The sequence below is a fragment of the Nonomuraea sp. NPDC049625 genome, from assembly GCF_040675285.1.
Lineage (GTDB): Bacteria > Actinomycetota > Actinomycetes > Streptosporangiales > Streptosporangiaceae > Nonomuraea > Nonomuraea angiospora_A.
Genome location: NZ_JBFAOQ010000011.1, coordinates 214,827 through 239,033 on the forward strand (window position 1 = coordinate 214,827; position 24,207 = coordinate 239,033).

Genomic DNA, 24,207 nt, shown 5'->3' on the forward strand with positions numbered 1-24,207 from the left:
GGGGGATCCTTTCGGGAGGACAGTGGTTAACCCTTGACCGCGCCGAGCATGACGCCCGAGACGAAGTACCTCTGCACGAAGGGGTAGACCGCCAGGATGGGGACGACGGTGAGCATGATCGTCACCGACTGGATGTTGGCCGCCGCCGCCGACGCCTCGCTGAGCGACGCGCCCGCGGACTCGGCGCCGGTGGCGCCCGCGATGAGGTTGCGCAGGTAGATGGTCACGGGGAACAACTCGGTCTTGTTCAGGTAGAGGAACGCCGTGAACCACGAGTTCCAGAACGAGACCGCGTAGAACAGCACCATCGTGGCGATGACCGCCTTCGACAGCGGCAGCACCACCCGCCACAGGACGCCGTAGGTGTTCAGGCCGTCGATCGCGGCGGCCTCCTCCAGCTCCTGCGGCAGGCCCTCGAAGAACGCCTTCATGACTAGGAGGTTGAAGACGCTGATGGCGTTGGGCAGGACGATGGCCCAGATGGAGTTGGTCAGCCCGAGGCCGTTGACCAGCACGTAGTTGGGGATCAGGCCGCCGGAGAAGATCATGGTGAAGACGGCGACCCAGATCAGGAACGTGCGGCCCCTGAGGTGCTTCTTGGACAGCACGTACGCGTAGCACGTCGTCAGCAGCATGGCGATCGCCGTGGCCACGACGGTGTAGACAATCGTGTTGCCGTAGTTCGTCCAGAATGTCGGGTCCGACACCACGAGCTTGTAGGTCGTGATGTTGAACCCGCGCGGGATGAGGTTGACCTGCCCGCCGACGATGTAGCGCTCCTCGCTGAACGAGCGGGCGAGGATGTTGAGGAAGGGGTAGAGCGTCACGATCACGACGCCGCTCAGGATGACGGCGTTGACCACCTGGAAGGCGCGGTAGCCACGGGTCTTCTCGAGGGTCACCACAGGCTCGTCCCTACTGTGCGGCGGGAGATCAGGTTCGCCGAGAGGATCAGCACCACGCCGACCAGGGCCTCGAACAGGCCGATCGCGGCGGCGTAGCTCAGGTTGCTGGACTCCACGCCCATCCGGTACAGGTATGTGGAGATCACGTCCGCCGTCGGGTAGGTCAGCGGGTTGTACAGCAGCAGGACCTTCTCGAAGCCCACGGCCATGAACGTGCCGATGTTGAGGATCAGCAGCGTGATCGCCGTCGGCCGGATGCCCGGCAGGGTGACGTGCCAGATCTGCCGCCACCGTCCGGCGCCGTCCATCCGGGCCGCCTCGTAGAGCTGCTCGTCGATGGTGGTCAGCGCGGCCAGGTAGAGGATGGTGCCCCAGCCGACGGTCTGCCAGACCTCCGACGAGACGAAGATCGTGCGGAACCACTCGGGTTTCTGCAGGAACGCGGTGGGCTCCCCGCCGAACACCTTGACGATCTGGTTCACCGGCCCGTCGATGGCCAGCATCTGCATGACGATGCCGGCCACGATGACCATCGACAGGAAGTGCGGCAGGTACGACACCGACTGCAGGAACCGCTTCACGCGCCGGTTGCGCACCTCGTTGAGCAGCAGCGCCAGCACGATCGGCAGCGGGAAGCAGAACAGCAGGGTCAGCGCGCCGAGGATGAGCGTGTTGGCGAACACGGTCCAGAACGACGGGTCGTTCAGGAACATCTTCACGTACCGCAGGCCCACCCAGGTCTCGCCGAAGATGCTCCCGCCGGGCTCGAACTTGCGGAAGGCGATCACGTTGCCGAGCATCGGGAGGTACCGGAAGATCGCGAAGAACAGCAGCGGCAGGATCGCCAGCGAGTACAGCTGCCAGTCGCGGCGGATCGCGTGCCGCCAGGTGCCGGGTTTGGCCCGTCTGCGCCGGCTGGGTGCCGGTCCCGCCGCCCGCGCGTCTCGCGGCGGATTGTCCAACGACGTTGTGCTCATCCCGCTCCTTCCCGTGTGATACGAGCCGTGACCAGCAGGTTCCTGTCGTGCCCCAGCTCGCGCTCGGCGCCGGTCAGCCGCAGCGGCACGGCGGCCACGGCACCGGTCGCCGGGTCCGTCGCGGCGTCCCCGCTGGAGCGCCCGAAGCGCAGCTCGACGTCGCCGGGCTCGACGATGCGCCGGCCGCGCACGCCGGTGAACGACGCGGCGTCGGCCGGGACGGTGAACTCCACGCGAGCGGCCTGCCCGGCCTCCAGCGGGACGCGGGCGTAGCCGACCAGCCGCACCACCGGCCTGGTGGTCTGCGCGACCGGGTCGTGCAGGTAGAGCTGGACGACCTCGGCGCCGGCCCGCGATCCGGTGTTACGGACGCTCACCCCGACGGTGACCTCGCCGTCCACCGGCCACTCGGCCGCGCCCGTGTCGAGGAGCTCCCACTCGAACGTGGTGTAGCTCAGCCCGTGCCCGAACGAGTACGCGGGCGTCGGGTCCACCGACGACACCTGCGTACGGCGCCCGAGCCACGGCGACAGGTAGGTGGCGGGCAGGCCGCCGGCGTCGCGCGGCACGCTGACCGGCAGGCGACCGGTCGGGTTGACGGCGCCGGTGAGCACCTCCGCCAGCGCCCGGCCGCCCCGCTGGCCGGGGAAGAAGCCGTAGACGACGGCCGCGGCCGCGTCGAACTCCGGGCCCAGCGCGTACGGCCGCCCGGCCAGCAGCACCAGGACCACCGGGGTGCCGGTCGCCAGCACCGCCCGGACCAGCTCTGACTGCACGCCCGGCAGGCGCAGGTCGGCGGCATCACAGCCCTCGCCGGAGGTGCCGCGCCCGAAGAGCCCCGCCCGGTCGCCGACGGCGAGCACGCACACGTCGCTCTCCGCCGCCGCGGCGACGGCCGCCGCGATCCCGGAGGTGTCGTCGCCGGTGATCTCGCAGCCCGGCTCGTACGCGAGATCGGGGACCAGCGCGCCGAGCGCCTCGCGCAGCGACGGGAGGTCGAGCCCGAGCCCGTGCTCGAGGTGCGGGCCCACGTGCGCGGGGAAGGCGTAGCAGCCGAGCATCGCCATCGGGTCGTCGGCCACCGGCCCCACGAGCACCACCCGCCGGCCCGGCGCGAGCGGCAGGACGCCGCCGGTGTTGCGCACCAGCACGATCGACTCGCGCGCCAGGCGCAGGGCGAGCTCCTGGCTCTCCTCGTCGTCGAGCCGCACGTCGGCGGCATCGCCGGGCAGCGGCCGCCAGTCCTCGTCGAGCAGCCCCAGCTCGGCCTTCTGCGCCAGCACCCGGGCCAGCGCGCGGTCGATGAGCGCCTCGTCGACCTGTCCCGACTTCACGGCCTCGATCAGCGGAGGGCCGAAGGTGTCCACCGTGGGCAGCTCGACGTCGATCCCGGCCCGCAGCGCGAGCCCGGCCGCGTCCGCGGCCTCCGCCGCGACGCCGTGCAGCTTGTGCAGGAACCGGATGGAGAAGTAGTCGGCGACCACCGTGCCCGCGAACCCCCACTCCTCGCGCAGCAGCCCGGTCAGCAGCTCCTCGTCGGCCGCGACGGGGACGCCGTCGATCTCGGCGTAGGAGTTCATCACCGACCGGGCGCCGCCCAGGCGCAGGGCCATCTCGAACGGCGGCAGGATCACGTCCGCCAGTTCCCTGCCTCCCATGTGGGCGGGGGCGAGGTTGCGGCCGCCCCGGGAGGCGGAGTAGCCGGCGAAGTGCTTCAACGTGGCGACGAGGCCCGCGCCCTCGAGCCCGCGCACGTAGGCCGCGCCGACCGTCCCGACCAGGTAGGGGTCCTCGCCGATCGTCTCCTCGGTGCGGCCCCAGCGGTAGTCGCGGGTGACGTCGAGGACCGGGGCCAGGCCCTGGTGGACGCCGGCTGCCCGCATGGACCGGCCGATCCGCCCGGCCACCTCCTCGATCAGCTCGGGGTCGAAGGAGGCGCCCCAGCTCAGCGGCGCCGGGTACACCGTCGCCCGCCAGGCGGCGAAGCCGGTCAGGCACTCCTCGTGGACCTGGGCCGGGATCCCGAACCTGCTGGCGGCCACGATCTGGGCCTGCGAGGCGGCCAGCGAGCGAGCGCCGGCGACGGGATCGACCGGTGCCGTGCCGAACGGGCGGGTCAGCTGGCCCAGCCCGTGGGCGATGACGTCGCTCCACTCCACGCCCGCCATGTCGGCCTGGTGAGGGGCGACGCCTCCCCCTGACGCGTCGGCGCCGACCCAGACGCCCACGAGCTGGGCGATCTTCTCCTCCAGCGTCATGAGCGGGATGAGCACCCCGGCCCGCTCGGCGGCAGTCAGCCGCGTGTCCCGCCACTTGTCGATTGGTACCTGGCCCCTCATGCCACCCTTTCGGCTCTTAGCCGGCCTGCTGCCGAAACTTTCGAGGAATTCCCGTTAATATTGCGGCAACTTATGGGTCCAGGTTTCGGCGTGTCAAGAGGGTGCAAACTGTTATATTCGTGCTGATCACCGCAGGGTCAGGCCAGCATTCGACGCCCGCATTTCCAGAAAGTTTCCGGATGCTCAGATGACAAGTTGCCGTTCAGCCACGCTCAGGTCAGGGACTCCGTCAGAGTGCGGGCCGCCTGGGTGACCAACTTGCCGTACTCCCCGCGCAGTTCCTCCGGCATGCGGCTGGCGGGGGTGGAGATGCTGAGGCTGGCGACCGGGCCGTCCGGGCCCAGCACGGCGGCGGCGACGGCCGCGATGTCGGAGCGCCACTCACCGCGGTTGTCCGCGTAACCCCGCGCCCGGACCGCGGCCAGCTCGGCGCCCAGCGCCTCGGGGTCGACGATCGTCGTGTCCGTGTACGACGCGAGCTCCGGCAGCGGGGCGGACCTGTGCGCGAGCACGGCCTTGCCGTTGGCCGAGGCGTGCAGCGGGAGCCTGATGCCGAGCGGCAGCACGATGCGCAGCGGCTTGTCGGTCTCCAGCCGCTCGATCAGGACGACCGCGTCGCCCTCCGGCACCATCAGGTGGATCGTCTCCCCGGTGCGCTGCCGCAACTGCTCCATGACCGGCATCGCCGCGTCCCGCAGGCCCAGCTCCGTCCTGCGGCCGACCTGGAACGCCTTGCTCGTCACCTGCCAGCGCGTGATCTCGCCCGCCGCGGGCCTGATCCACCCGGCCTCGTGCAGCGTCCTCAGCGAGCGCTGCACCGTGCTCTTGGGCAGCCCGAGCACCCGGGCCAGCTCCCCGACTCCGGCGGGCTGGCGGGCGGCGACCTCTTCGAGCACCCGGAGGGCGTTGATCACGTTCTGCATCCATTGACTCCTCTGCGGACCGATTTTAATGTTAGTGAACCGCAACACGGCACACCGTGCCGTGACACGGCACGCAAGGAGTTCTAGACGTGGGGCGTCATTTCCTGCAGATCCCAGGACCGACCAACGTTCCCGACCGGGTGCTGCGCGCCATCGCCCAGCCCACCGTCGATCACCGCGGCCCCGCCTTCGCCCGCCTGGCCGGCGAGGTCCTGGAGCGGCTGAAGGCGGTCTTCCGGACCCGCCACCACGTGATCGTCTACCCGTCGTCGGGGACGGGCGCGTGGGAGGCGGCGCTGGTCAACACGCTCTCGCCCGGGGACAGGGTGCTGGCGTTCGAGACCGGGCACTTCTCCGCGCTCTGGTGCGAGATGGCCGCCCGGCTGGGGCTGGTCGTCGACCTCGTGCCCGGCGACTGGCGGCACGGCGCCGACCCCGACGCGATCGCCGGCCGCCTCACCGCCGAGCACGCCGCCGTCATGGTCGTGCACAACGAGACCTCGACCGGCGTGCGCAGCCGGATCCCGGAGATCCGCGCGGCCGTCGACCGGACCGGGCACTCCCCGCTGCTGCTGGTGGACACGATCTCGTCGCTGGGCTCGATGGACTACCGCCACGACGAATGGGGCGTGGACGTGACCGTCGGCTGCTCGCAGAAGGGGCTCATGCTGCCGCCCGGCATCGGCCTCAACGCGGTCAGCCCGAAGGCGCTGGCCCACCGGGGGCGGCTGCCCCGCTCGTACTGGGACTGGGAGCCGATCATCGCGGCCAACCGCGGCGGCTTCTACCCGTACACGCCGCCGACCAACCTGCTCTACGGGCTGCGCGAGGCGCTCGTCATGCTGCTGGAGGAGGAAGGGCTGGCGGAGGTCTTCCGCCGCCACGACCGGCACGCCGAGGCGACGCGGCGCGCCGTACGGGCGTGGGGGCTCGAGGTGCTCTGCGCCGACGAGCGGGAGCACTCGAGCTCGCTCACCGCGGTGCTGATGCCGGACGGGCACGACGCCGACGCGGTCAGGAAGCTCATCCTCGATCGGTACGACATGTCGCTCGGCACCGGGCTCGGGCGGCTCGCGGGGCGCGTCTTCCGGATCGGCCACCTCGGCCACTTCAACGACCTGACGCTGGCCGGCACGCTGAGCGGCGTCGAGATGGGGCTGGGCGCGGCCGGGGCACCGATCAAGGAAGGCGGGACGCGCGTCGCGCTGGCGTACCTGGAGGGGGCCGCATGACCCTGGCCCGGACCCTGTCCCGGCTGCTCGAAGGAGACGTCAGGGACGATCCGTACACCAGGCATCTGTACGCCTCCGACGCCAGCATGTACGCCATCGAGCCGCTCGCCGTCGCCTTCCCCCGGCACGCCGGCGACGTCCAGGCGCTGGTCGCGGCCTGCGGCGAGCTGGGGGTGCCGGTGCTGCCCCGCGGGGCGGGCACCAGCCTGGCCGGGCAGACGGTCGGGGCGGCGGTGATCGTCGACTTCTCCCGCCACATGAACCGCATCCTGGAGATCGACGGCAGGAGCGCCCGCGTGCAGCCGGGCGTCGTGCAGGACCAGCTCAACCGGGCGGCCCGCAAACACGGGCTGATGTTCGGGCCCGACACCTCGACCAGCAACCGGGCCACGATCGGCGGCATGATCGGCAACAACTCGGCGGGCAGCCACTCCGTGCTCTATGGGTCCACCGTGGACCACGTCGAGTCGCTGCGGGTGGTGCTCGCCGACGCCGGCACGCCCGACCTGCGCTCCGACGCCCGCCTGGGCGCGGCCGTGGCCGGGGCGCTGCAGGGGGTGGACCTGTCCGGGTTCCCGCGCTTCTGGCGGCACTCGGGCGGTTACCGCCTGGACCTGGCCGCCCGTGACCTGCCCGACCTCACCAAGCTGGTCGTCGGCTCCGAGGGCACGCTGGCCGTGGTGACCGAGGCCACGGTCGGGCTGGTGGACCGGCCCCGGGCCAAGGCCATCGCCGTCGGCCACTTCACCTCCACGCCGTCCGCCATCGCCGCCACCGCGGACGCGCTCTCCTTCGAGGCCGCCTCGGTCGAGCTCATCGACAAGGCCATCCTCGACCTGTCCAGGCGGCGCGTGGACTACGCCGGGCTCGGCGACATCCTCTCCGGCGACCCCGAGGCGCTGCTGTTCGTCGAGTTCTTCGGCGACAGTCCCGCCGAGGTGGCCGACCGCGTGGACAAGCTCGCCGCCACCTGGAAGGCGAACGGCCACGGCTACCACACCCTGCGGGCCGTCACGGCCGGGCAGCAGGCGGCCGTGCTCAAGGTCCGCAAGGCGGGGCTCGGGCTGCTGATGGCCTCCAGCGTGGGCAGCCGCAGGCCGCTGGCGTTCGTGGAGGACACGGCCGTGCCGCCGGAACGGCTGCTGCCGTACGTCGAGGAGTTCGCGGAGATCCTCTCCCGGCACGGGCTTTCTGCGGGATTCTACGGCCACTGCTCGGTCGGCTGCCTGCACATCCGCCCCTTCGTCGACCTGCGCGCGCCCGACGAGATCGGCACCATGCGCGCGGTCGCCGAGGAGATCGCCGAGCTGACCGCCCGGCACGGCGGCGTCAACTCCAGCGAGCACGGCGACGGGCTGGCGCGCTCCGAGTTCAACCGGCGGCTGTTCGGCGACGCGGTCTACGAGGCGATGCGGCGCATCAAGCACGCCTTCGACCCGCGCGGGCTGCTGAACCCCGGCAAGATCGTGGACGCGCCCCCGATGACGGAGCACCTGCGCGATCCCGCGATGCCCGCGCCGCGCCCGCTGCGCACCACCCTGTCGTTCGCGGACGGCATGCACGCCGCCGCCGACCGGTGCATGAACGTCGGGGTCTGCCGCAAGGACGACACGGGCGTCATGTGCCCGTCGTACATGGCCACCCGCGAGGAGGAGCACTCCACCCGCGGCCGCGCCAACGCCCTGGTCAAGGCCCTGTCCTCGGACGACCCCCGGCAGGCCCTCGGCGACGAGAGGCTGCACGGGATCCTCGACCTCTGCCTGGAGTGCAAGGCCTGCCAGTCGGAGTGCCCGCTGGGCGTGGACATGGCGGCGATGAAGAGCGAGTTCCTGCACCAGTACCAGGAGACCCACGGCGTGCCGCCGCGGTCGCGGCTGTTCGGGGCGATCCGGACGCTCAACCGGCTCGGCTCGGCCACCGCGCCCCTGTCGAACTGGCTGGCCGCCCCCCTGCGCGGGCCGCTCGGGCTGAGCACGCGGCGGCCGCTGCCCCGCTTCCGCCGCGACAACCTGCTCCGCTGGTTCGCCCGCCGGCCGCCGTCTTCCGGGCGGCGTTCCGGGCGGCGGGAGGTGATCCTGCTCGCGGACTCCTTCACCTCCTTCAGCGAGCCCGGCATCGGGCGGGCCGCCGTCGAGCTGCTGGAGCGCGCCGGCTACCGGGTACGCCTGGAGTCCGAGGGCTGCTGCGGCCGATCCAGCATCTCCAAGGGGCTGCTGGACCGCGCCCGCGCGATGGCCGAGGCCATGGTCGGCCGGCTCGCCGGCTCGGACGCGCCGATCGTCGGGCTGGAGCCGTCCTGCCTGCTCACGCTCAAGGACGAGTACGCCGCGCTGCTCCCCGGCGACCCCCGGGTGGCGGCGGTGGCGGCGCGGGCCAGGCTCATCCCCGAGCTGCTGGCGGAGGCCGTCGACGACGGCACGCTACCGCTGAACGGCGGGCTGAGCGGGCGCCGGATCCTCCTGCACGGCCACTGCCACGAGAAGGCCGTCGTCGGCACCGCGGCCACGCGCGAGCTGCTGTCCAGGATCCCGGGAGCGGAGGTGGACGAGATCGACGCCGGCTGCTGCGGCATGGCCGGTTCGTTCGGATTCGAGAGCGAGCACTACGACCTGTCCATGAAGATCGGCGGCCTCCGGCTCTTCCCGGCGATCGCCGCATCCTCGCCCGACACCCTGCTGGCGGCCACGGGGGTCTCGTGCCGCCAGCAGATCGCCCACGGCGCGGGACGCGCTGCCCGCCATCCGGTCGAGCTCCTCCACCAGGTGGTCGACCTGCCATAACGCTCGGGGGAGATCGGAGTACGCAGTGTCCGCAGAGCTCCTGTCCATTCTCGCCCTCATCGTCATGTTCGTCATCGCGACCGTCTTCCCCGTGAACCTGGGCGCGCTGGCCCTGGTCGGCGCCTTCCTCGTCGGCACGCTGGCCGCCGGGATGAGCACGGACGACATCCTGGGGGCCTTCCCCGGCAGCCTGTTCGTGATCCTGGTCGGGGTGACGCTGCTGTTCGCGATCGCCACCAACAACGGCACGGTCGACTGGCTCGTACGGGCCGCCGTGCACCTGGTACGCGGCCGGCTGGCCGCCATCCCGATCGTGGTGTTCGCCATCTCGGCGCTGCTGACGGCCGTGGGCGCGCCGGCCCCGGCGGTGGCGGCGATCCTGGCGCCCATCGCTTTCGGGTTCGCGGCCGACTACCGGATCCATCCGATGCTGATCGGGCTCATGGTGGCGCACGGCACGCAGGCGGGCGCGTTCTCGCCGATCAGCGTGCTGGGCGGGATCGTGAACGGGGTGACCAGGGACGCGAAGCTGCCCGTCGACGACCTGGTGCTGTTCCTGTCGAGCTTCGCGTTCAACGCGGGTGCGGCGGCGGTCGTGTTCTTCATCTTCGGCGGCCGTCACCTGGTCAATCGCGGCGCCGTCTCCCCCGACGCGCCCGCCCCTTCGCCCGCCGCCTCTACGCCCGCCACCTCCTCGCCCGCCGCCTCTTTGGCCGCCTCTCCTTCGGGTGGGGCCGCTACCGGCCCGTCGTCCGGCGCATCCGCCGCCGGTTCGTCGTCCGGCGGGTCCGCCCCCGCAGCCGCGGCCACGGCCGTCTCCGTGGAGACCGCCGACGATGCCGCTGCTCCGGAACCGGTCCCCGACGCCTCTGACGCGGGGTCCGGTGGCCTGCGCCTCACCCCGCACCAGGCGCTGACCCTGACCGGCATCGTCGCCCTCTGCCTGGCGGTGCTGGTGTTCAAGCTGGACGTCGGCCTGACCGCCGTCACCGTCGCCGTCGTCCTGTCCCTCACCTCCCCCAGGACGAACAAGGGCGCCGTCGAGCGGGTGGCCTGGCCGACCGTGCTGCTGATCTGCGGCGTCGTCACGTACGTGGGCGTGCTCCAGGAGATCGGCACGGTCGACTACGTGGGCTCGGCGGTGGCGGCGATCGGCATCCCGCTGCTGGTCGCGCTGCTCATCTGCTACGTCGGAGGCGTGGTGTCGGCGTTCGCCTCGACGGTGGGCATCCTGGGTGCGCTGGTCCCGCTGGCCGTGCCGCTGCTCAACCAGGGCACCCTGGGCCCTGTCGCGATGATCGCGGCGCTGTCGGTGTCGTCGGCCATCGTGGACGTCAGCCCGTTCTCGACGACGGGGGCGCTGCTGGTGGCCAACGTCAGGGGCATGGAGCGGGACGCCTTCTACCGCAAGCTCCTGGCGTACGGCGCGGCGATCGTCGTGGTGGGCCCCCTGGCGGCCTGGGCCGTCCTGGTGGCGCCGGGCTGGCTCGGCTGACGCCGTCCTCGTGGCGCCCGGCCGGCGCCGTCGGGACAAGCCCCGCAACCCGGGGAGCGCGGGCCTCTTCGGGTTGCGGGCCACTCACTCCTGGCGGTAGCGCTCGGTCCAGGCGGCGTTCAGCTCGTCGGCCTGGCGCCGGTGGCCGGGCGCGATCGCGCATCCCTCAGGCAGGTCGAGCCCCAGGAAGGCGAGGATCCCGCGCGTCACTTCCCCGACCGGTTCCGCGCCGCCCTGGCGGCGCGGAGCGCGGCGGCCGTCGGGCTCAAGAGCATCGTCGCCTACCGGCACGGCTTCGACTTCGACCCGGCGCTCCCCTCCGACAAGGAGGTCATCGACGCGGCCGGCCGGTGGCTGGCCCGGACGGAGACGGGAGCGGACCCGCGTGTGGACGACCCCGTGCTGCTCCGCTTCGGGCTGTGGACCGGGGTCGAGCGCGGGCTCCCGCTGCAGCTCCACGCCGGCTACGGCGACCCGGACGTCGAGCTGCACCGATGCGACCCGCTCCTGCTCACGCGCTGGCTGAAGCTGGTGGAGCCCCATGGCGTCGACATCACCCTGCTGCACTGCTACCCGTACCACCGCAACGCCGGATATCTGGCGCAGGTCTTCCCGCACGTCTACTTCGACGTCGGGCTCGGGGTCAACTACACGGGCAGCCGCTCGGACGCGCTGATCGCCGAGTCGCTGGAGCTGGCGCCGTTCGCCAAGATTCTCTTCTCCTCCGACGCGTGGGGGCCGGCCGAGCTCCATCTGCTCGGCGCCCGCCTTTTCAGGCGTGGGCTCGGCAGGGCGTTGCGCGGATGGGTGGAGGCGGGAGAATGAACCGAGTCCGACGCGATCCGGGTGGCCACCATGATCGGCTCGGACAACGCGCTGCGCGTCTACGGCCTGAGGTCCTCCGCGTGATCGAACACATCGCCACTCCCGCCACCGCGGGCGCCGTCCCGCTCGCCCGCATCCGTGCCGCGCTCGAACACGAGCTCCCCCGCGCCGTCGAGCTGCGGCGCAGGCTGCACGCGGCCCCCGACCTGCCGCTACTCCTCGCGGACGAGCCGCAGGCGGCGTTGGGCCGTGGCGAACGCCGACGCGATGCGTTCCGCCTGGGCCTCCGTGTGGGCGGCGGTGATGCTGACCCGGATGAGCGCCTGGCCGGGCGGGACGCCGGGCGAGATCATGGCGGTGGTGAAGACGCCTTCGTCGAACAGCTCCCGCCACAGCTGGAAGCACAGAAGGTCGTCGCCGACCGGCACCGCGATGACCGGCCGATCGGAGGGGACGACCGCGTAGCCCATCGCGGCCAGTTCCCCGCTCAACCGCCGTGCCGCCGTCCGCAGGCGGTGACGGCGCTCCGGCTCCGCGACGATGATCTCCAGAGCGGCCAGCGCGGCCGCGGCGCACGCCGGGGACAACGCGGCCGTGAACACCATGGACCGCGCGTAGTGCCGCAGGTAAGCGATGATCTCCTCGGGGCCGGCCACCGCGCCCCCGAGAGTGCCCAGCGTCTTGGAGAAGGTGATGGTCTGCAGATCGACCGCGCCCTCCAGCCCGTGCTGTTCGGCCGCCCCTCGGCCGGTCGCACCGAGCAGGCCGACGTCGTGGGCGCTGTCCATGACCACGCGGGCGCCGTACGCGCGGGCGAGCTTGGCGATGCCCGGCAGGTCGCACACGCTGCCGGAGGTGGAGAACATGCCCTCGGTGACGATCAGCCGCCCGGCGCCGGGGTCGGAGGCGTCGAGCAGCCGCTCCAGATGGTCCATGTCGTTGTGCCGGTAGCGGCGTAACCGCGCTCCGCCCAGGTGTACGGCGTCGATCAGGCAGGCGTGGACCAGCCGGTCGCCGATCACCGTGTCACGGGGCCCGATCAGCGCCCCGAGGGCGAGATTGGCCAGATAGCCCGCGCTGGTCACCATGACCGCCGCCCGCCCCAAGAAGGCCGCCAGTCGCGCTTCGAGCTCCTCGTGCAGCGCGAGCGAGCCGTTGCTGAGGCGTGAGCCGCCGCTGCCGGTGCCCAGCCGCCGCGTCGCCTCGATCGCGGCCTCCTTCACGCGTTCGTCGCCCGACAGGCCGAGGTAGTCGTTGGAGCCCGCCTGCACGAGCACCCGCCCGTCGATCACGACCTCGCCCCTGTCCGACCGCTCCTCGATCGCCTGATAGTAGGGATAGACGCCGAGGTCCTTCACGAACTGATAGGTCTCGGGCAGCCGGCATTTCGCGAACACATCGACCATGGCTTCTCGCCTTCCGGGCGGTTGCGTCGTACGGGCTCTCGCGAAAAAGTCTGCTCGATCGGTTCGCCGCCGTCGCCGTCCACGTGGTGCCGTCACCGGCGGTCGGGCGCACCTCAGACAAATGAGTAGGCCCTACTCATGCCGTCTTGCCCGGTCCTGCCTACTTTCGAGGCATGAACAAGACATTTCGCGTGACGGCGACCGCCGCGATGATCGTGGCCGGGTCGGCCTTCGTCGCCCAGCCGGCCTCCGCGAGTTCGTGCGAGATCCAGCCGTACGGACTGATCGGCGACTACTGGCGCTCGCTCGGCGGCGAGAGCGCCATCATCGGCTGCGCCACCGACGAGGAGCGGGGCGTGCCGAACCGCAACGGCCGCAGGCAGAACTTCGACGACGGCCAGATCGCCTGGTCTCCGGACCAGGGCCCGAAGATGATCGTCGCGGCCTACTCCGCCAGGATCAACGGCAGGAACGGGCTGGTCTTCCGCTGGGGGCCGAGCACGCCCTTCAACTACGACTACTACCGGGTGACGCTCAGCGGCGGGCTGAAGGGCGAGCTGAAGCTGAAGGACCAGCCGCGTACGCGCGGCCGTCTCGTGGTCTACCCCGGTGCGGGCAAGCGGGTCAGTTTCAGCGTCATGGGCTGCGACAACAAGTTCCCCTCCGACACCTGCCGCCAGGGATGGACCATCTGGGTCTCGGCCACCTCCAGCTAGGGGCCGTGAAAACAAGTTGCAGCGTGCGCGCCCCGAAGAAAGTATTCGTGCATGATCCGGGTCGAGGGATTAACCAAGGTATTCCGCCGGCCACGCACCTTCCCCGGCCCCTTCGGGGCGTTACGCACACTGGTCACCCGGCAGTACGAGCACAAGACCGCCGTCGACGACGTCAGCTTCGCGATCGACGAGGGCGAGGTCATCGGCTACCTCGGACCGAACGGCGCGGGCAAGTCCACCACCATCAAGATCCTCACCGGCATCCTCACCCCGACGAGCGGCACCGTGCGGGTCAACGGCCTGGTGCCCTGGCGCAGCCGCTCGGCCAACGCGCGCAACGTCGGCGTGGTCTTCGGCCAGCGCAGCCAACTGTGGTGGGACCTGCCGCTGATCGAGTCGTTACGGCTGGTGGGCTCGCTCTATGACGTTCCCGCCGCGCGCTTCGAGACGTCGCTGAAGAAGGTGCGCGACCTGCTCGGGCTCGACGAGTTCCTCGACACCCCGGTGCGCCAGCTCAGCCTGGGCCAGCGGATGCGGGGCGACCTGGCCGCGGCCGTGCTGTACGAACCTCCGCTGCTCTATCTCGACGAGCCGACCGTCGGGCTGGACGTGGTGGCCAAGGAGGCCGTACGCGAGTTCATCGTGGAGACCAACCGCGCCGGCCGCACCACCGTCATCCTGACCACGCACGATCTGGCCGACGTCGAGGCGTTGTGCAAGCGGATCCTCCTCATCGACCACGGCCGGGTGCTGTTCGACGGTGCCATCGACGCGCTGGTGAACCAGCCCCGACGACTGGTGGTGCTGCTCGAGTCCGGGCCGGAGGAGGTGCGTGGCGTGCCGCGGGATGCCGAGGGTCGCTACGTCTTCGAGATCCACGACGACCTGCCGGGCATGATCGCCTCGATCTCCGCCGAACACACCATCCGCGACCTGTCGATCGAGGAACCCGACCTGGAGAGCGTGATCAAAGGGATCTACACCCGATGACGCGCGTCGGCTTCCTCCTTGCCCTCGCCTACCGCAGCAACATCATCATGACCTGCGTGACGATGGTCGCCCAGGTGTTCCTGCTGCGCATGATCTGGACCGCCGTGTACGGCTCGCGCCCCGTGGCCGCCGGGCTCACGCTGGAGGCGCTGCTGGCCTACCTCACCTTGGTCAACCTGCAGGCCTTCGCCACCCAGACGCTCGTCTCCCGCACCGTCCACCACCGCATCCGTACCGGGACGGTCTTCTTCGACCTGGCCCGCCCGGCCGGCTACCTCCGGCAGATGGCCGCCTTCCAGGTCGGGAACACCGCCGGCGGGCTGCTGCTGCTCGCCCCGGTCGTCCCCGTGGTCCTGCTGGTCGGCTCGATCACCGTGCCGGTCAACGGCCCGGGCTATGTGATCACGCTGGTGCTCGGGTACGTGATCGCCGTGCAGATGGCGCTGCTGATCAGCCTGATCGGCTTCTGGACCATGGAGACCGGGGCCATCTCGCTGCTCTACCGGCTGGTCAGCCAGTTCTTCGCCGGGACGATGGTGCCGCTCGCCTTCTTCCCCGGCTTCCTGGGCGATCTGGCCGAGGTCCTGCCCTTCAAGTACATGGGCTACGTGCCCGCCGCGATCTACATCGGCCACATTTCCGATATTTCAGGACCTGTGGTGGTTGAGGTCGCCTGGATCGCCGGACTGTGGGGCCTGCTCGAACTGACCTGGTCCAGGGCCCACCGAAGGGTGGTGATCCAGGGTGGCTGAGCTCCTCCGCGGCCTGCGGCTGTACGTCCTGCTCCAGCGCGCCTCCGCCCGCGGCGCCCTGCAGTACCGCATGAACACCGTGATCGGCATCCTCAGCGGCGCGATCTGGCAGGGCACCGGGTTCGCCTTCGTCTGGGTGGTGATGCACACCTTCCCATCGCTGGCGGGCTGGGGCCTGGCGGAGATCGCCTTCCTGTACGGCTTGCGCCTGACCGCCCACGCCCTGGCCATGATCCCCCTGATGAGCGTGAACGACATCCAGGGGCTCGTCCTCAACGGAGAGTTCGACCGCTTCCTGCTGCGCCCCCTCAACCCCCTCGTCCAGCTCATGGGCAACCGAATGGGCATCGCCCAGTTCGGCGACCTGCTCGTGGGCCTGACGCTGTTCGCCGTGGCCGGCCAGAACGCGCAGGTCCGGTGGAACGCCTGGCTGATCGCCTTCTGCCTGATGGCGATCGTCGGCGGCGCCCTCATCGAGGCCGCCTTCTTCCTCGCGCTCTGCTCCCTGTCGCTGCGCATGATCGACACCTTCGCGCTGCGGGTCTTCGTGGACGACGTCTTCAGCAAGTTCGGCTCGTACCCGATGAGGATCTTCGGCGGCGTGGTGGAGTGGCTGCTCACGTTCGTGCTGCCGGTCGCGTTCGTGGCGTACGTGCCGGCGAGCGTCGTACTGGGCAAGCTCGGCAACCCCTGGGCGCTGGCCGCCCCGCTGGTGGGAGCGATCCTGATCGTGCTGGCCTACCTCATGTGGCGGCGCCAGCTCGACCACTACCAGAGCGTCGGCCATTGAGCTCCGCCCCGAGAGCCGCTTTCAGGCCGCGCCGAGCCACAGGTCCGGGCCGAACACCTCGTAGTGGATGTCGCGCGGGGCGACCCCGGCCGTGATGAGCTCGCCGCGTGCCGTCCGCATGAACGGCACAGGCCCGCACATGTAGACGACCGCGCCCGCCGGGATGTCCACCTCGTCCAGGGACATCCTCCCGGTACGGGGGTGGCCTTCCTCGTACCAGAAGATCCGCTCCCCGCCGGGCAGGGCGTCGGCCAGGCGTTCCATGTCCGAGCGCAGGGCATGGGCGGCCGGGGAGCGGTCGGCGTGCAGCACCAGGACCCGGCGGGTGTCGCCGGTGAGCGCCAGGTGCTCCAGCATCGCGGTGATCGGGGTGCAGCCGATGCCCGCCGAGACGAGCACGAGCGGGGCTTGGCCGCCGTCGAGCGCCACGTCGCCGAACGGCGCGGACAGGGTCAGTTCGTCCCCCTCCTTGGCGGTGGCGTGCAGGAGGCTCGACACCTCGCCGTCGCCGACCCGCTTGACCGTGATGCGGCGCAGGCCGTCCGCGCCGTTCCCCGAGAGCGTGTACTGGCGGAGCTGGCGGACGCCGTCAGGCATCCGTACCCGTACGCTGACGTACTGGCCGGGCCGGGCGGGCGGGGCCGGTGCGTCGCCGGCCGGCCGCAGCACCAGCGACATGGCGTCCGCGGTCTCCTCGCGCCGCTCGACCACCTGCCACTGCCGCCAGGTGTCACCGTGCCGGGCACCCGCGTCGGCGTACAGGCGGGCCTCGATGGCGATGAGCGCGCCGGCCATCAGCCAGTACACCTCGTCCCAGGCCGCCGCGACCGCGGGCGTGACGGCGTCGCCGAGCACCTCGGCGATCGCGCCGAACAGGTACTTCTGGACGATCACGTACTGGTCGTCGGTCACCCCCACCGCCGCGTGCTTGTGCGCGATGCGCGCCAGCAGCGCGTCGGGGCGCTCGTCCGGGTTCGCGACCAGCGCGGCCGCGAACGCCGCGAAGGCGCCCGCCAGGGCCTGCCGCTGCTCGCCGTTGCGCTGGTTGCCGCGGTTGAACAGCCCGTCGAGCAGTTCGGGGCGGTCGGCGAACATGGACTCGTAGAACCTGGCCGTGATCGTCTCGAGCCGCGCCTTCACGACGGGCAGGGTTTCGCCGACGATCGCCGCGCTCTCAGCGGACAGCATGAGACCTCCCAGAAAGGACCATAAATTGGTATCTGGGATTCATATTATGCAACGGCGGGGTCGGTCCCCTTTCCGGGGGGCGTCAACGACAGCAAAAGCGGCCCGGTCGGCGCGTCCACCAGGGACGCGACGGTGATCGTGTCGAGCGAGGCGTAGAAGGCCTCCTGGGCCTGGCGCAGCGCGGACCGCAGCCGGCAGGCCGCCCGCAACGGGCACGGCGGGTCGTCCTCGCACCCCACCACGTCACCCGCGGATTCGAGGGCGCGAACCAGGCCCCCGACCGTCGCCTCGCGCCCGGCCGCGGTGAGCTGCAACCCGCCGCCCCGCCCGCGCCTGGCCTCCACCACACCCAGCTCGCTCAGCCTCGCGACGGCCTTGGCGGCGTGGGTGTAAGGGACGGCGAGCAGGTCGGCGGCGGCCCGCGTGGTCAGCAGGTCGTCCCGATCCGCCACGGCCAGCCGCATCACGATGCGCAGGGAGATGTCGGTGAAGGCGGTCAGGCGCATGCACCCACGGTAGGCGCTGTCCCGCAGTGGTACGGCAGCCTGCTCGGCTTCGACTTCGTCTATCCTCGCCAGCTATGGATCTTCGAGGCAGAACCGCCGTCGTGGCGGGCAGCTTCCGTACCGAGTCCGTCGCGAAGCTGAAGGCGCGGCTCGAGGCGGCCGGGGCCAACGTCGTGGACGAGGTGTCGCGTTCGGTGGACGTCGTGTTCGACGGGTACGACGGCGGTTACCCGAACGAGCACGTCCGTGCGGCGGAGCGGCTGGGCGTGCCGGTGTTGCCGGTGACGGAACTGCTGGCGCCGGCCCCGCGTACGGGGTCCGGGGAGTTCCCCGACCTGGAAGCGGTGCGGGACGATCCCGCGGCCCTGCTCGAACTGCTGGAGGAGGCCGACTGGTCGGCGTTCGAGCCGGAGCGGGACCTGCTCCCGCTGCGTGACCTGCTGGCCGGGATGGAAGAGCGGCACAGCGTCACCGGCGCGCATCTGCTGGCCACCGAGCGCCTGCGCGAGCGGGGGGCGCGGCTGCGGCACCCGTACACCATGTTCGGGGGCGGCTTTCAGGACTACGCGCTCAGCCCGTGCGGCCGCCACCTCGCCACGGGCCGGGGCCTGACGAAGGACAACTACGACGGCACCGGTCCGCTGCAGGTGTGGGAGATGGCCACGGGGCGCCTCGTCAACACCATCGACATCATGTACGGCGTCGGCTGGCCCGGCCGCCGCGACACCGTGCAGTGGTCGGCGGACGGCACCCGGGTCGCGCTGGCGTTCTGCACGAACAACGTCGGAGTGTGGGACCCGTTCGGCGCGCGTACCAATCCGTACGGGAGCGCGGACGTGACGGACGGGTACGACGCCGCGGCGATCTTCACCCTGGCCCCCGACGGCCGCCGCGCCTACGTCTCGATGAGCAGCGAGCACGAGATGATGGGCTGCGTCGCGGCGCTGGACGAGGGCAAGGTCTTCTACAACGACTACCGCCACCACAACACGGGCCCCGAGCCGGCCATGCTGACCGAACCGCTGCCGGAGGAGGCGAAGGAGCGGCTCAAGGACGACTACTTCTCCTTCCGCCGGGTGCGCTGGTCCCGCGACGGCGGGCGGCTGCTCGGGGACAACGACACGTGGGCCGCCGTGGTCGATCTCCCGGGCGGGCGGATGCGCTGGCTGGCGCTGACCGCCGGCCCGGTCGCGTGGAGCCCGGACGACCGGTACGCCGCCGCGCTGACGCCGGGCCGCCCGCGCCGGCTGACCGTCTTCGACGCCGACACCGGGCGGCCGGTGGGCGACCCCGTGGCCCAGGCCGAAGGGTCGCTGCACTGGGGCATGCGCGGGGCCGAGGCCCGGCTGGCGGTCGTGGTGGAGGATAGCGGCGGTGTCGACGTTCACGACGCGCACGGCCGCCACCAGTACCACCTGCCCATCGCCACCACGAGGCGCGTCGGCCGGTACTTCTACGACGGTCAGGAGCGCCCCTGGGCCTGGGAGAGCGCCGGGGACTTCGGCGCCTGCCTGACCGCGGACGGGCGGGTGGAGGTGTGGTCGCTGGGCGACGAACCGACCCGGGTCGGGTCGATCGAGGCGCCGGACGGGACGGAGGCGGTGCTGTGGGGCGCGGACGGGGTGCTCGCGCTGATCGGCGCGCAGACGCTCCGCTTCGTCGGCGCCTTCACGGGTGCCGTGCTGGGCGACTTCGTGTTCGGCCGTTACTTCGACAGCGAACGGAGTCCGCTCGACGACGATTACGCGACCTTGCACGGGATGTTCCGGTCGGACGCCTTTCCCCTGGCGGACTCCTCGTGGTGCGCCATCGCCGACCCCGCCGTCGGCCCTGCCGCGGCCCTGGTGATCGCCGACGAGGACCGCCTGAACTCCCCGGGCGACCTCGACGCCGTCCTGGCCTGGACCGTCGACCGCCGCTTCTCCTGGCCGGCCCGCTGGGGCCGGCTCGACGTCGTCGCGAGCGTCGAGGCGGCGTCCGCGCTCCTTCGCCGGGCCTGAAGAACGGCAGGCAGGCCCCGTGAGCCGGCCGCGCCCACCGCTACGTGCCCTGGTGCGGTTCGCGCGCGGACGCCTGCCCGGCGGGGGCCCGCCGATGCCGGACCGGTGAAGTCGCGGATGCGAGCCGGCGGCGTCCCGGGCAGGATTGCCCGATGCGGCATGACGAGATGGTGTGCACGGTGTCCGGTTCGCTCGTCCGGGCCTACAGAGCGGGCGACGGCCCCGAACTGGTGCTCCTGCACGGCGGCGGGCTGGACAGCGCCCGCCTCACCTGGGAGCCGGTCTGGACGGCGCTCGCCGCGCACGCCCGGGTGACCGCACCCGACCTGCCCGGTTTCGGCGGCACCCCGCTGGGGACGACCGAGCCCACCCTGATCGGGTACGCGGCCTGGCTCCGGGAGTTCCTCGACACGTGCACCACCGGCCCGGTCGCCATCGCCGGGCTGTCCCTCGGCGGGGGGATCGCCCTGCGGGTGGCGCTCGACCAGCCGGACCGGGTCGCCAAGCTGGCGCTCTGCGCGCCGTACGGGGTGAGCCCGTCCGTGGCCGGCGGCCGGGCCGGCTACCTCGCCGTGCACGCCCCGTACGCGCCGGCCGCGTCCAACGCGCTCATGCGACGCAGCGACCGGCTCCTCCGCGCCGGCCTCCGGGCGGTGCTCCACCGCCGGGACGCGGTGACGGCCGACCTTCTGGCCGAGGTACGAGCGGCGTTGTCCGGTCCGGACGCCGGTGTCGCGTGGTCGGCGTTCCAGCGGGACGAGGTGCGCTGGAACGGCCCGCGTACCTGCTTCGGCGACGAGCTGACCCACCTGGCCTGCCCGGCGCTGCTGCTGTGCGGGGAGAAGGACACGCTGGTCCCGCCCGATGACGTACGCGCGGCGGCGGCCCTCATCCCGGACGCCCGCTTCGCCCTGGTCCCCGATGCCGGCCACTGGCTGCCCCGCGACGCGCCGGAGCGGGTCGCGAAGGAGCTGGTGTCCTTCCTGACCTCAACCCCACCGACGCCTCCCACCCCGTGAACCGGATGCGGCAGCTGGTGCACCGCTGCATACGGGAGCTCCGCCTCCGACTCCACCCCGCCGCCCCGCAACACCCGCAGGTCGGACGCCTGCGCGGCGGCGAAGTCGAGCAGTGCCGACTTGCCGATCCCCCCTCACCGCGAATGACCGGCGCCCCGCTGCGGCGCGCCCGCGCGTCGTCCAGCAGCCGCGCGACGAGCCCGCACTCCCGTTCCCGGCCATGCGGCATGAGCCGATCGTACGACCCGGCTCCGGAGCGGGATCCGGGTCAGTGTGCCCGGCGGCGTCCCTCAGGTGCTCCCGCCAGGCGCGCAGCGATCCGGCCGGCCCGGCGCTCATGCCCTCGGCGTCGGCGCATCCGACCGTGGTCACTTGTGGGACAGGAGGCGGTCGACCAGCGTGCCGGCGTAGTCGGGGGTGAGCGGGCCCGCTCCGAACAGGATCCGGATGTACATCGGGGCCAGGATGTGGTCGAGGACGTCCAGGACGTCCGGCGGGTGCTCGCCCCGGTCGCGGGCCCGGTCGAGCATGACCTGGAGTTGGCGGGAACGTTCGGCGAGGAACGCGTCGCGCGCCCGCAGGCCGTCCTGTCCCGCCGTGGACAGGGCGATGACCAGGCGCAGCACCGCCGGCCCGTCGGGGCCGGTGACGTCGCGGGCCACGTTGGCGGCGTAGGCGCGCAGGTCGCCCGCCAGGCTGCCGGTGTCGGGGATCGGCGACTGCGTGGTCAGCCAGGTGATCGCCACGTCCATGAGCAGGGCCTCGAGGTTGCCCCAGCGGCGGTAGACGCTGGTGTCGGCCACGCTGGCGCGGGCCGCGACCTCGCCGACCGTGAAGTTCCCGTAGCCGCGTTCGGCGATGAGGTCGGTGACGGCCTGGTGCACCGCTGCCCGGACGCGGGCGCTGCGACCACCGGGCCGGCGGGCCGCCTGTCGCTCTTCCTCCATGCCGCCACCTTAACGCAGTTACGACTTGCGTTTGCGGCTTCTGCGGCTCTAGATTGCGCTTTAACGCAGTCGCAGCCTGCTTTAGAGCGCGACGGTACGTCCCCGCATCCCCTGGAGAACGACATGAGCAGCGTCATCGAGCAGATCGACCGGGCCATCGACATGACGGCCGCCATCGTCAGGGGAATCGGGCCCGATCGGCTCGGAGCCGTGACGCCGTGCCCGGAGTGGGACGTACGCACCGAGCTCAACCACCTGGTGGGCGGCATGCGGATCTTCGCCGCCGAGCTCACCGGGACCGAGGCTGGGGCCGATCACGAGTCCGACTGGCTGGGCACCGATCCGCAGGGCGCCTTCGCCGTCGCGGCCGACCTCGACCGCGCGGCCTGGCACCGGCCCGGGGTCCTGGAGACGAGCGTGCGCCTGGGGTTCGGCACCGTACCCGGGCCGATGGCGGCGCTCATCCACCTCACCGAGGTGCTCGTCCACGGCGTCGACCTGGCACTCGCCACCCGCCAGGAGCACCTCGTCGACCAGCGCTCCTGCGAGGAACTGCTGGCGGTCATGCGGGGCATGGACTTCGACGCCTTCCGCCGGCCCGGCATGTTCGGCCCCGAACTGCCCGCCCCGGCCGACGCCACCGCCCACCAGCGGCTCCTCGCCTTCCTCGGCCGCGCCGTCACGTCCGAGGCCGCGCGCTGATCACCCCACTGGCCCACCCGCGCCGACAAAGGGCCCGCAGACCGGAGCGCCCCGCTCCAGGCAAAGGATCACGCATGGGCGGGAGGGTCCCCCCGGCCACAGGCGTCCCGTTACGCCGGCGGCCAGCTCGCCCCCGGGCCCAGTTCCTCGGCGATCCCGGCCCGCATCGCCTCCAGCGTCCGCCGCCGCGCCCGCGCCTTCGTAGCCGCGTGCGCCCTCATGTTCAGGCCGGTCAGCGCCTCGGCCGTCTCGCGGGCCACGTCGGACACCCGGGCCGGCTCCACCACCCGGTCCAGGAACCCGGCCGCCACGCCGTCGTCGGGCGAGAACGTCTCGGCCAGCAGCACCGCCCGCGTGAAGCACGCGGGCGTGAGCCGCTGCCGGAGGATCTCGACCGCCGCGTACGGCATCGTGATGCCCAGCGCCACCTCGTTGGCCGCCAGCCGGTACGGCCCGGCCGCGCCCACCCGGTAGTCGGCCGACAGCAGCAGGAACGCACCCATCGCCACCGCGTGCCCCGTGCAGGCGGCCACCACCGGCGTCGGGAACGACAGCAGCCGCTCCGCCAGCTCGAACCCGCCCCGCACCATCGCCAGCGCCCCGTCGCCGCCCGCCGCGAGCACCTTCAGGTCGAAGCCGGCCGAGAAGACCCCCTCCCGGCCCTCCAGCAGCACGACCGCCGAGTCGGCGGCCGCCCGGTCGAGGGCGGCGCCGAGCTCGGTCAGCATCTGGACCGAGACCGCGTTCACTTTGCCGTCGTCCATGGTGATGGTGGCGACGGAGTCCTTGAGTTGATAGCTGACGAGGGTGCCCATAAGGATCAGAATAATGTTCTGGAGGCTAGCCGTCACGCAGTCCTGCGAACAGGTCCTCCTCGTGATCGGGCGCGTCCACCTTGCACAGCTTCCGCTCGAACGCCTCGTGCGAGAACGCCTGCTGCTGCACCTCCTCGGGCATGCGGAGCAGGAAGATGTTCTCGCCCTGGCTCTCGTGCGCCCTGAGCGCCTTGAGCTTGCGCTCGACGAACGGCGCGATGTCGACGACGCTGGTGACCCGCTCGTCGGGGGTGCCGAAGTCGTCGGACGGCCGGAAGTCGCCGAGATCGACCCCGTTGGCCCGCATCATCTCGAACATCTGCTTGATGCCGGACCGAGGCATGGCCGTGTAGTAGAACTTGTCGGGAATGCCGGTCTGCTCGACGGCCGCCACCGTGACGCGGTGGGCCTGGACGTGGTCGGGATGGCCGTAGCCGCCACCGCCGGTCTCGTCATAGGTCACCACTACCTGGGGCCGGTAGTGCTCCATCAACGCGGCCAGCTTGGCGGCGGCCGTCTCGACCGGCACGTTGGCGAACGCGTCGGGGTGGGCGTTGGCGTCCCAGCCCTCCATGCCGGAGTCACGGTAGCCGAGCAGCTCCAGGTGGTCGATGCCCAGGTGGGACACCGACTCGCGCAGCTCGGCCAGCCGCTGCTCGGCCACCGCCGCGTCGTCGTGGCCGTCCTCGCCCGGCTTCACGCCGCCCTGGCCGTCACCCTGCTCACCGTTGGTGCAGGTGACCAGGACCGTGCGGATGCCCTCGTCGGAGTAGCGTGCCAAGATGCCGCCGGTGCTGAGGCACTCGTCGTCGGGGTGTGCGTGTACGACCATCAGGGTGAGTTGGCGTTCCATGGCGGCAAACACTACCCGCCGGCTCCGACAGTTCCCCGGCCAGGAGC

The 24,207-nt window shown here is 71.6% G+C and carries 22 protein-coding genes; 11 read left to right on the forward strand and 11 right to left on the reverse strand.

Annotated features, from left to right (window positions below):
* Positions 1–26 precede the first annotated feature (26 nt).
* The 4 genes from AB0J87_RS39790 to AB0J87_RS39805 form a co-directional block, all read right to left on the reverse strand.
* Positions 27–902 (reverse strand): carbohydrate ABC transporter permease, encoded by an 876-nt coding sequence (locus tag AB0J87_RS39790; protein ID WP_355195813.1) that lies wholly within the window; start codon positions 900–902, stop codon positions 27–29.
* Positions 899–1,882, reverse strand: coding sequence for an ABC transporter permease subunit (locus AB0J87_RS39795; RefSeq protein WP_350727790.1), 984 nt, complete (start codon positions 1,880–1,882; stop codon positions 899–901). The genes AB0J87_RS39790 and AB0J87_RS39795 overlap by 4 nt, the downstream gene beginning before the upstream one ends.
* Positions 1,879–4,221, reverse strand: coding sequence for a glycoside hydrolase family 3 N-terminal domain-containing protein (locus AB0J87_RS39800; protein ID WP_363974523.1), 2,343 nt, complete (start codon positions 4,219–4,221; stop codon positions 1,879–1,881). The genes AB0J87_RS39795 and AB0J87_RS39800 overlap by 4 nt, the downstream gene beginning before the upstream one ends.
* Before the next feature lie 212 nt (positions 4,222–4,433).
* Positions 4,434–5,144, reverse strand: coding sequence for an IclR family transcriptional regulator (locus AB0J87_RS39805; protein ID WP_363974526.1), 711 nt, complete (start codon positions 5,142–5,144; stop codon positions 4,434–4,436).
* Between the two features lie 89 nt (positions 5,145–5,233).
* On the opposite strand from AB0J87_RS39805, the gene AB0J87_RS39810 reads away from it, so the two are divergent.
* The 4 genes from AB0J87_RS39810 to AB0J87_RS39825 all read left to right on the forward strand — a co-directional run bounded on the left by AB0J87_RS39810 (position 5,234) and on the right by AB0J87_RS39825 (position 11,476).
* The gene (locus AB0J87_RS39810; RefSeq protein ID WP_363974529.1) at positions 5,234–6,376 is read left to right on the forward strand and encodes an aminotransferase class V-fold PLP-dependent enzyme; all 1,143 of its coding nucleotides are present in this window, start codon (positions 5,234–5,236) and stop codon (positions 6,374–6,376) included.
* Entirely contained in the window at positions 6,373–9,156 is a 2,784-nt protein-coding gene (locus AB0J87_RS39815; RefSeq protein WP_363974532.1) for an FAD-linked oxidase C-terminal domain-containing protein, read from the forward strand. Before AB0J87_RS39810 ends, AB0J87_RS39815 begins: the two co-directional genes overlap by 4 nt.
* Positions 9,157–9,181: 25 nt before the next feature.
* A complete protein-coding gene (locus AB0J87_RS39820) occupies positions 9,182–10,651 on the forward strand; it encodes an SLC13 family permease (RefSeq protein WP_363974535.1) in 1,470 nt (489 codons plus the stop codon).
* A 141-nt stretch (positions 10,652–10,792) separates the two neighbouring features.
* Entirely contained in the window at positions 10,793–11,476 is a 684-nt protein-coding gene (locus AB0J87_RS39825) for an amidohydrolase family protein (RefSeq protein ID WP_363974538.1), read from the forward strand.
* Between the two features lie 59 nt (positions 11,477–11,535).
* On the opposite strand, the gene AB0J87_RS39830 is transcribed toward AB0J87_RS39825, so the two are convergent.
* Positions 11,536–11,670, reverse strand: coding sequence for a hypothetical protein (locus AB0J87_RS39830; protein ID WP_363974540.1), 135 nt, complete (start codon positions 11,668–11,670; stop codon positions 11,536–11,538).
* A gap of 18 nt (positions 11,671–11,688) precedes the next feature.
* Positions 11,689–12,882: an aminotransferase class I/II-fold pyridoxal phosphate-dependent enzyme gene (locus AB0J87_RS39835; protein WP_363974543.1), complete on the reverse strand. Its 1,194-nt coding sequence runs from the start codon at positions 12,880–12,882 to the stop codon at positions 11,689–11,691.
* Between the two features lie 173 nt (positions 12,883–13,055).
* Between AB0J87_RS39835 and AB0J87_RS39840 the strand changes: the two genes are divergently transcribed.
* From AB0J87_RS39840 to AB0J87_RS39855, 4 genes are read left to right on the forward strand one after another with little or no spacing between them, the layout of a single operon-like run.
* Entirely contained in the window at positions 13,056–13,598 is a 543-nt protein-coding gene (locus AB0J87_RS39840; protein ID WP_363974546.1) for a hypothetical protein, read from the forward strand.
* 51 nt (positions 13,599–13,649) lie between these two features.
* Complete coding sequence (locus tag AB0J87_RS39845) at positions 13,650–14,588, forward strand: ATP-binding cassette domain-containing protein (RefSeq protein ID WP_363974548.1); 939 nt, start codon at positions 13,650–13,652, stop codon at positions 14,586–14,588.
* Positions 14,585–15,340, forward strand: a complete 756-nt coding sequence (locus tag AB0J87_RS39850; protein WP_363974551.1) for an ABC-2 family transporter protein — start codon at positions 14,585–14,587, stop codon at positions 15,338–15,340. Before AB0J87_RS39845 ends, AB0J87_RS39850 begins: the two co-directional genes overlap by 4 nt.
* On the forward strand, positions 15,333–16,130 hold the full coding sequence (locus AB0J87_RS39855) for an ABC-2 family transporter protein (RefSeq protein ID WP_363974554.1): 798 nt from the start codon (positions 15,333–15,335) through the stop codon (positions 16,128–16,130). Before AB0J87_RS39850 ends, AB0J87_RS39855 begins: the two co-directional genes overlap by 8 nt.
* 21 nt (positions 16,131–16,151) lie before the next feature.
* Here the strand turns inward: AB0J87_RS39855 and AB0J87_RS39860 are convergent, their stop codons facing one another.
* Positions 16,152–17,318: a globin domain-containing protein gene (locus tag AB0J87_RS39860; RefSeq protein ID WP_363974557.1), complete on the reverse strand. Its 1,167-nt coding sequence runs from the start codon at positions 17,316–17,318 to the stop codon at positions 16,152–16,154.
* A 44-nt stretch (positions 17,319–17,362) separates the two neighbouring features.
* Complete coding sequence (locus AB0J87_RS39865) at positions 17,363–17,824, reverse strand: Rrf2 family transcriptional regulator (protein WP_363974561.1); 462 nt, start codon at positions 17,822–17,824, stop codon at positions 17,363–17,365.
* Positions 17,825–17,898: 74 nt separating this feature from the next.
* Between AB0J87_RS39865 and AB0J87_RS39870 the strand changes: the two genes are divergently transcribed.
* Together AB0J87_RS39870 and AB0J87_RS39875 are read left to right on the forward strand one after the other, a co-directional pair.
* Entirely contained in the window at positions 17,899–19,824 is a 1,926-nt protein-coding gene (locus AB0J87_RS39870; RefSeq protein WP_363974564.1) for a hypothetical protein, read from the forward strand.
* 152 nt (positions 19,825–19,976) lie between these two features.
* Positions 19,977–20,843: an alpha/beta fold hydrolase gene (locus AB0J87_RS39875; RefSeq protein ID WP_363974567.1), complete on the forward strand. Its 867-nt coding sequence runs from the start codon at positions 19,977–19,979 to the stop codon at positions 20,841–20,843.
* A 368-nt stretch (positions 20,844–21,211) separates the two neighbouring features.
* Here AB0J87_RS39875 and AB0J87_RS39880 read toward each other — a convergent pair whose 3' ends face one another.
* Positions 21,212–21,790, reverse strand: coding sequence for a TetR/AcrR family transcriptional regulator (locus AB0J87_RS39880; protein ID WP_363974570.1), 579 nt, complete (start codon positions 21,788–21,790; stop codon positions 21,212–21,214).
* A gap of 123 nt (positions 21,791–21,913) precedes the next feature.
* On the opposite strand from AB0J87_RS39880, the gene AB0J87_RS39885 reads away from it, so the two are divergent.
* Positions 21,914–22,492: a TIGR03086 family metal-binding protein gene (locus AB0J87_RS39885; RefSeq protein WP_363974573.1), complete on the forward strand. Its 579-nt coding sequence runs from the start codon at positions 21,914–21,916 to the stop codon at positions 22,490–22,492.
* Positions 22,493–22,602: 110 nt separating this feature from the next.
* Here the strand turns inward: AB0J87_RS39885 and AB0J87_RS39890 are convergent, their stop codons facing one another.
* Positions 22,603–23,307, reverse strand: a complete 705-nt coding sequence (locus AB0J87_RS39890) for a crotonase/enoyl-CoA hydratase family protein (RefSeq protein ID WP_363974576.1) — start codon at positions 23,305–23,307, stop codon at positions 22,603–22,605.
* A 25-nt stretch (positions 23,308–23,332) separates the two neighbouring features.
* A complete protein-coding gene (locus tag AB0J87_RS39895) occupies positions 23,333–24,160 on the reverse strand; it encodes a PIG-L family deacetylase (protein WP_363974579.1) in 828 nt (275 codons plus the stop codon).
* Positions 24,161–24,207 lie beyond the last annotated feature (47 nt).

What these genes read in the sequence shown, in the direction of transcription:
- AB0J87_RS39800 (WP_363974523.1), bottom strand. Translation starts at nt 4,221, where the DNA reads ATGAGGGGCCAGGTACCAATCGACAAGTGGCGGGACACGCGGCTGACT.
- AB0J87_RS39865 (WP_363974561.1), bottom strand. Translation starts at nt 17,824, where the DNA reads ATGCGCCTGACCGCCTTCACCGACATCTCCCTGCGCATCGTGATGCGG.
- AB0J87_RS39885 (WP_363974573.1), top strand. Translation starts at nt 21,914, where the DNA reads ATGAGCAGCGTCATCGAGCAGATCGACCGGGCCATCGACATGACGGCC.
- AB0J87_RS39835 (WP_363974543.1), bottom strand. Translation starts at nt 12,882, where the DNA reads ATGGTCGATGTGTTCGCGAAATGCCGGCTGCCCGAGACCTATCAGTTC.
- AB0J87_RS39880 (WP_363974570.1), bottom strand. Translation starts at nt 21,790, where the DNA reads ATGGAGGAAGAGCGACAGGCGGCCCGCCGGCCCGGTGGTCGCAGCGCC.
- AB0J87_RS39840 (WP_363974546.1), top strand. Translation starts at nt 13,056, where the DNA reads ATGAACAAGACATTTCGCGTGACGGCGACCGCCGCGATGATCGTGGCC.
- AB0J87_RS39875 (WP_363974567.1), top strand. Translation starts at nt 19,977, where the DNA reads ATGCGGCATGACGAGATGGTGTGCACGGTGTCCGGTTCGCTCGTCCGG.
- AB0J87_RS39845 (WP_363974548.1), top strand. Translation starts at nt 13,650, where the DNA reads ATGATCCGGGTCGAGGGATTAACCAAGGTATTCCGCCGGCCACGCACC.
- AB0J87_RS39815 (WP_363974532.1), top strand. Translation starts at nt 6,373, where the DNA reads ATGACCCTGGCCCGGACCCTGTCCCGGCTGCTCGAAGGAGACGTCAGG.
- AB0J87_RS39805 (WP_363974526.1), bottom strand. Translation starts at nt 5,144, where the DNA reads ATGCAGAACGTGATCAACGCCCTCCGGGTGCTCGAAGAGGTCGCCGCC.
- AB0J87_RS39890 (WP_363974576.1), bottom strand. Translation starts at nt 23,307, where the DNA reads ATGGGCACCCTCGTCAGCTATCAACTCAAGGACTCCGTCGCCACCATC.
- AB0J87_RS39895 (WP_363974579.1), bottom strand. Translation starts at nt 24,160, where the DNA reads ATGGAACGCCAACTCACCCTGATGGTCGTACACGCACACCCCGACGAC.
- AB0J87_RS39850 (WP_363974551.1), top strand. Translation starts at nt 14,585, where the DNA reads ATGACGCGCGTCGGCTTCCTCCTTGCCCTCGCCTACCGCAGCAACATC.
- AB0J87_RS39795 (WP_350727790.1), bottom strand. Translation starts at nt 1,882, where the DNA reads ATGAGCACAACGTCGTTGGACAATCCGCCGCGAGACGCGCGGGCGGCG.
- AB0J87_RS39860 (WP_363974557.1), bottom strand. Translation starts at nt 17,318, where the DNA reads ATGCTGTCCGCTGAGAGCGCGGCGATCGTCGGCGAAACCCTGCCCGTC.
- AB0J87_RS39870 (WP_363974564.1), top strand. Translation starts at nt 17,899, where the DNA reads ATGGATCTTCGAGGCAGAACCGCCGTCGTGGCGGGCAGCTTCCGTACC.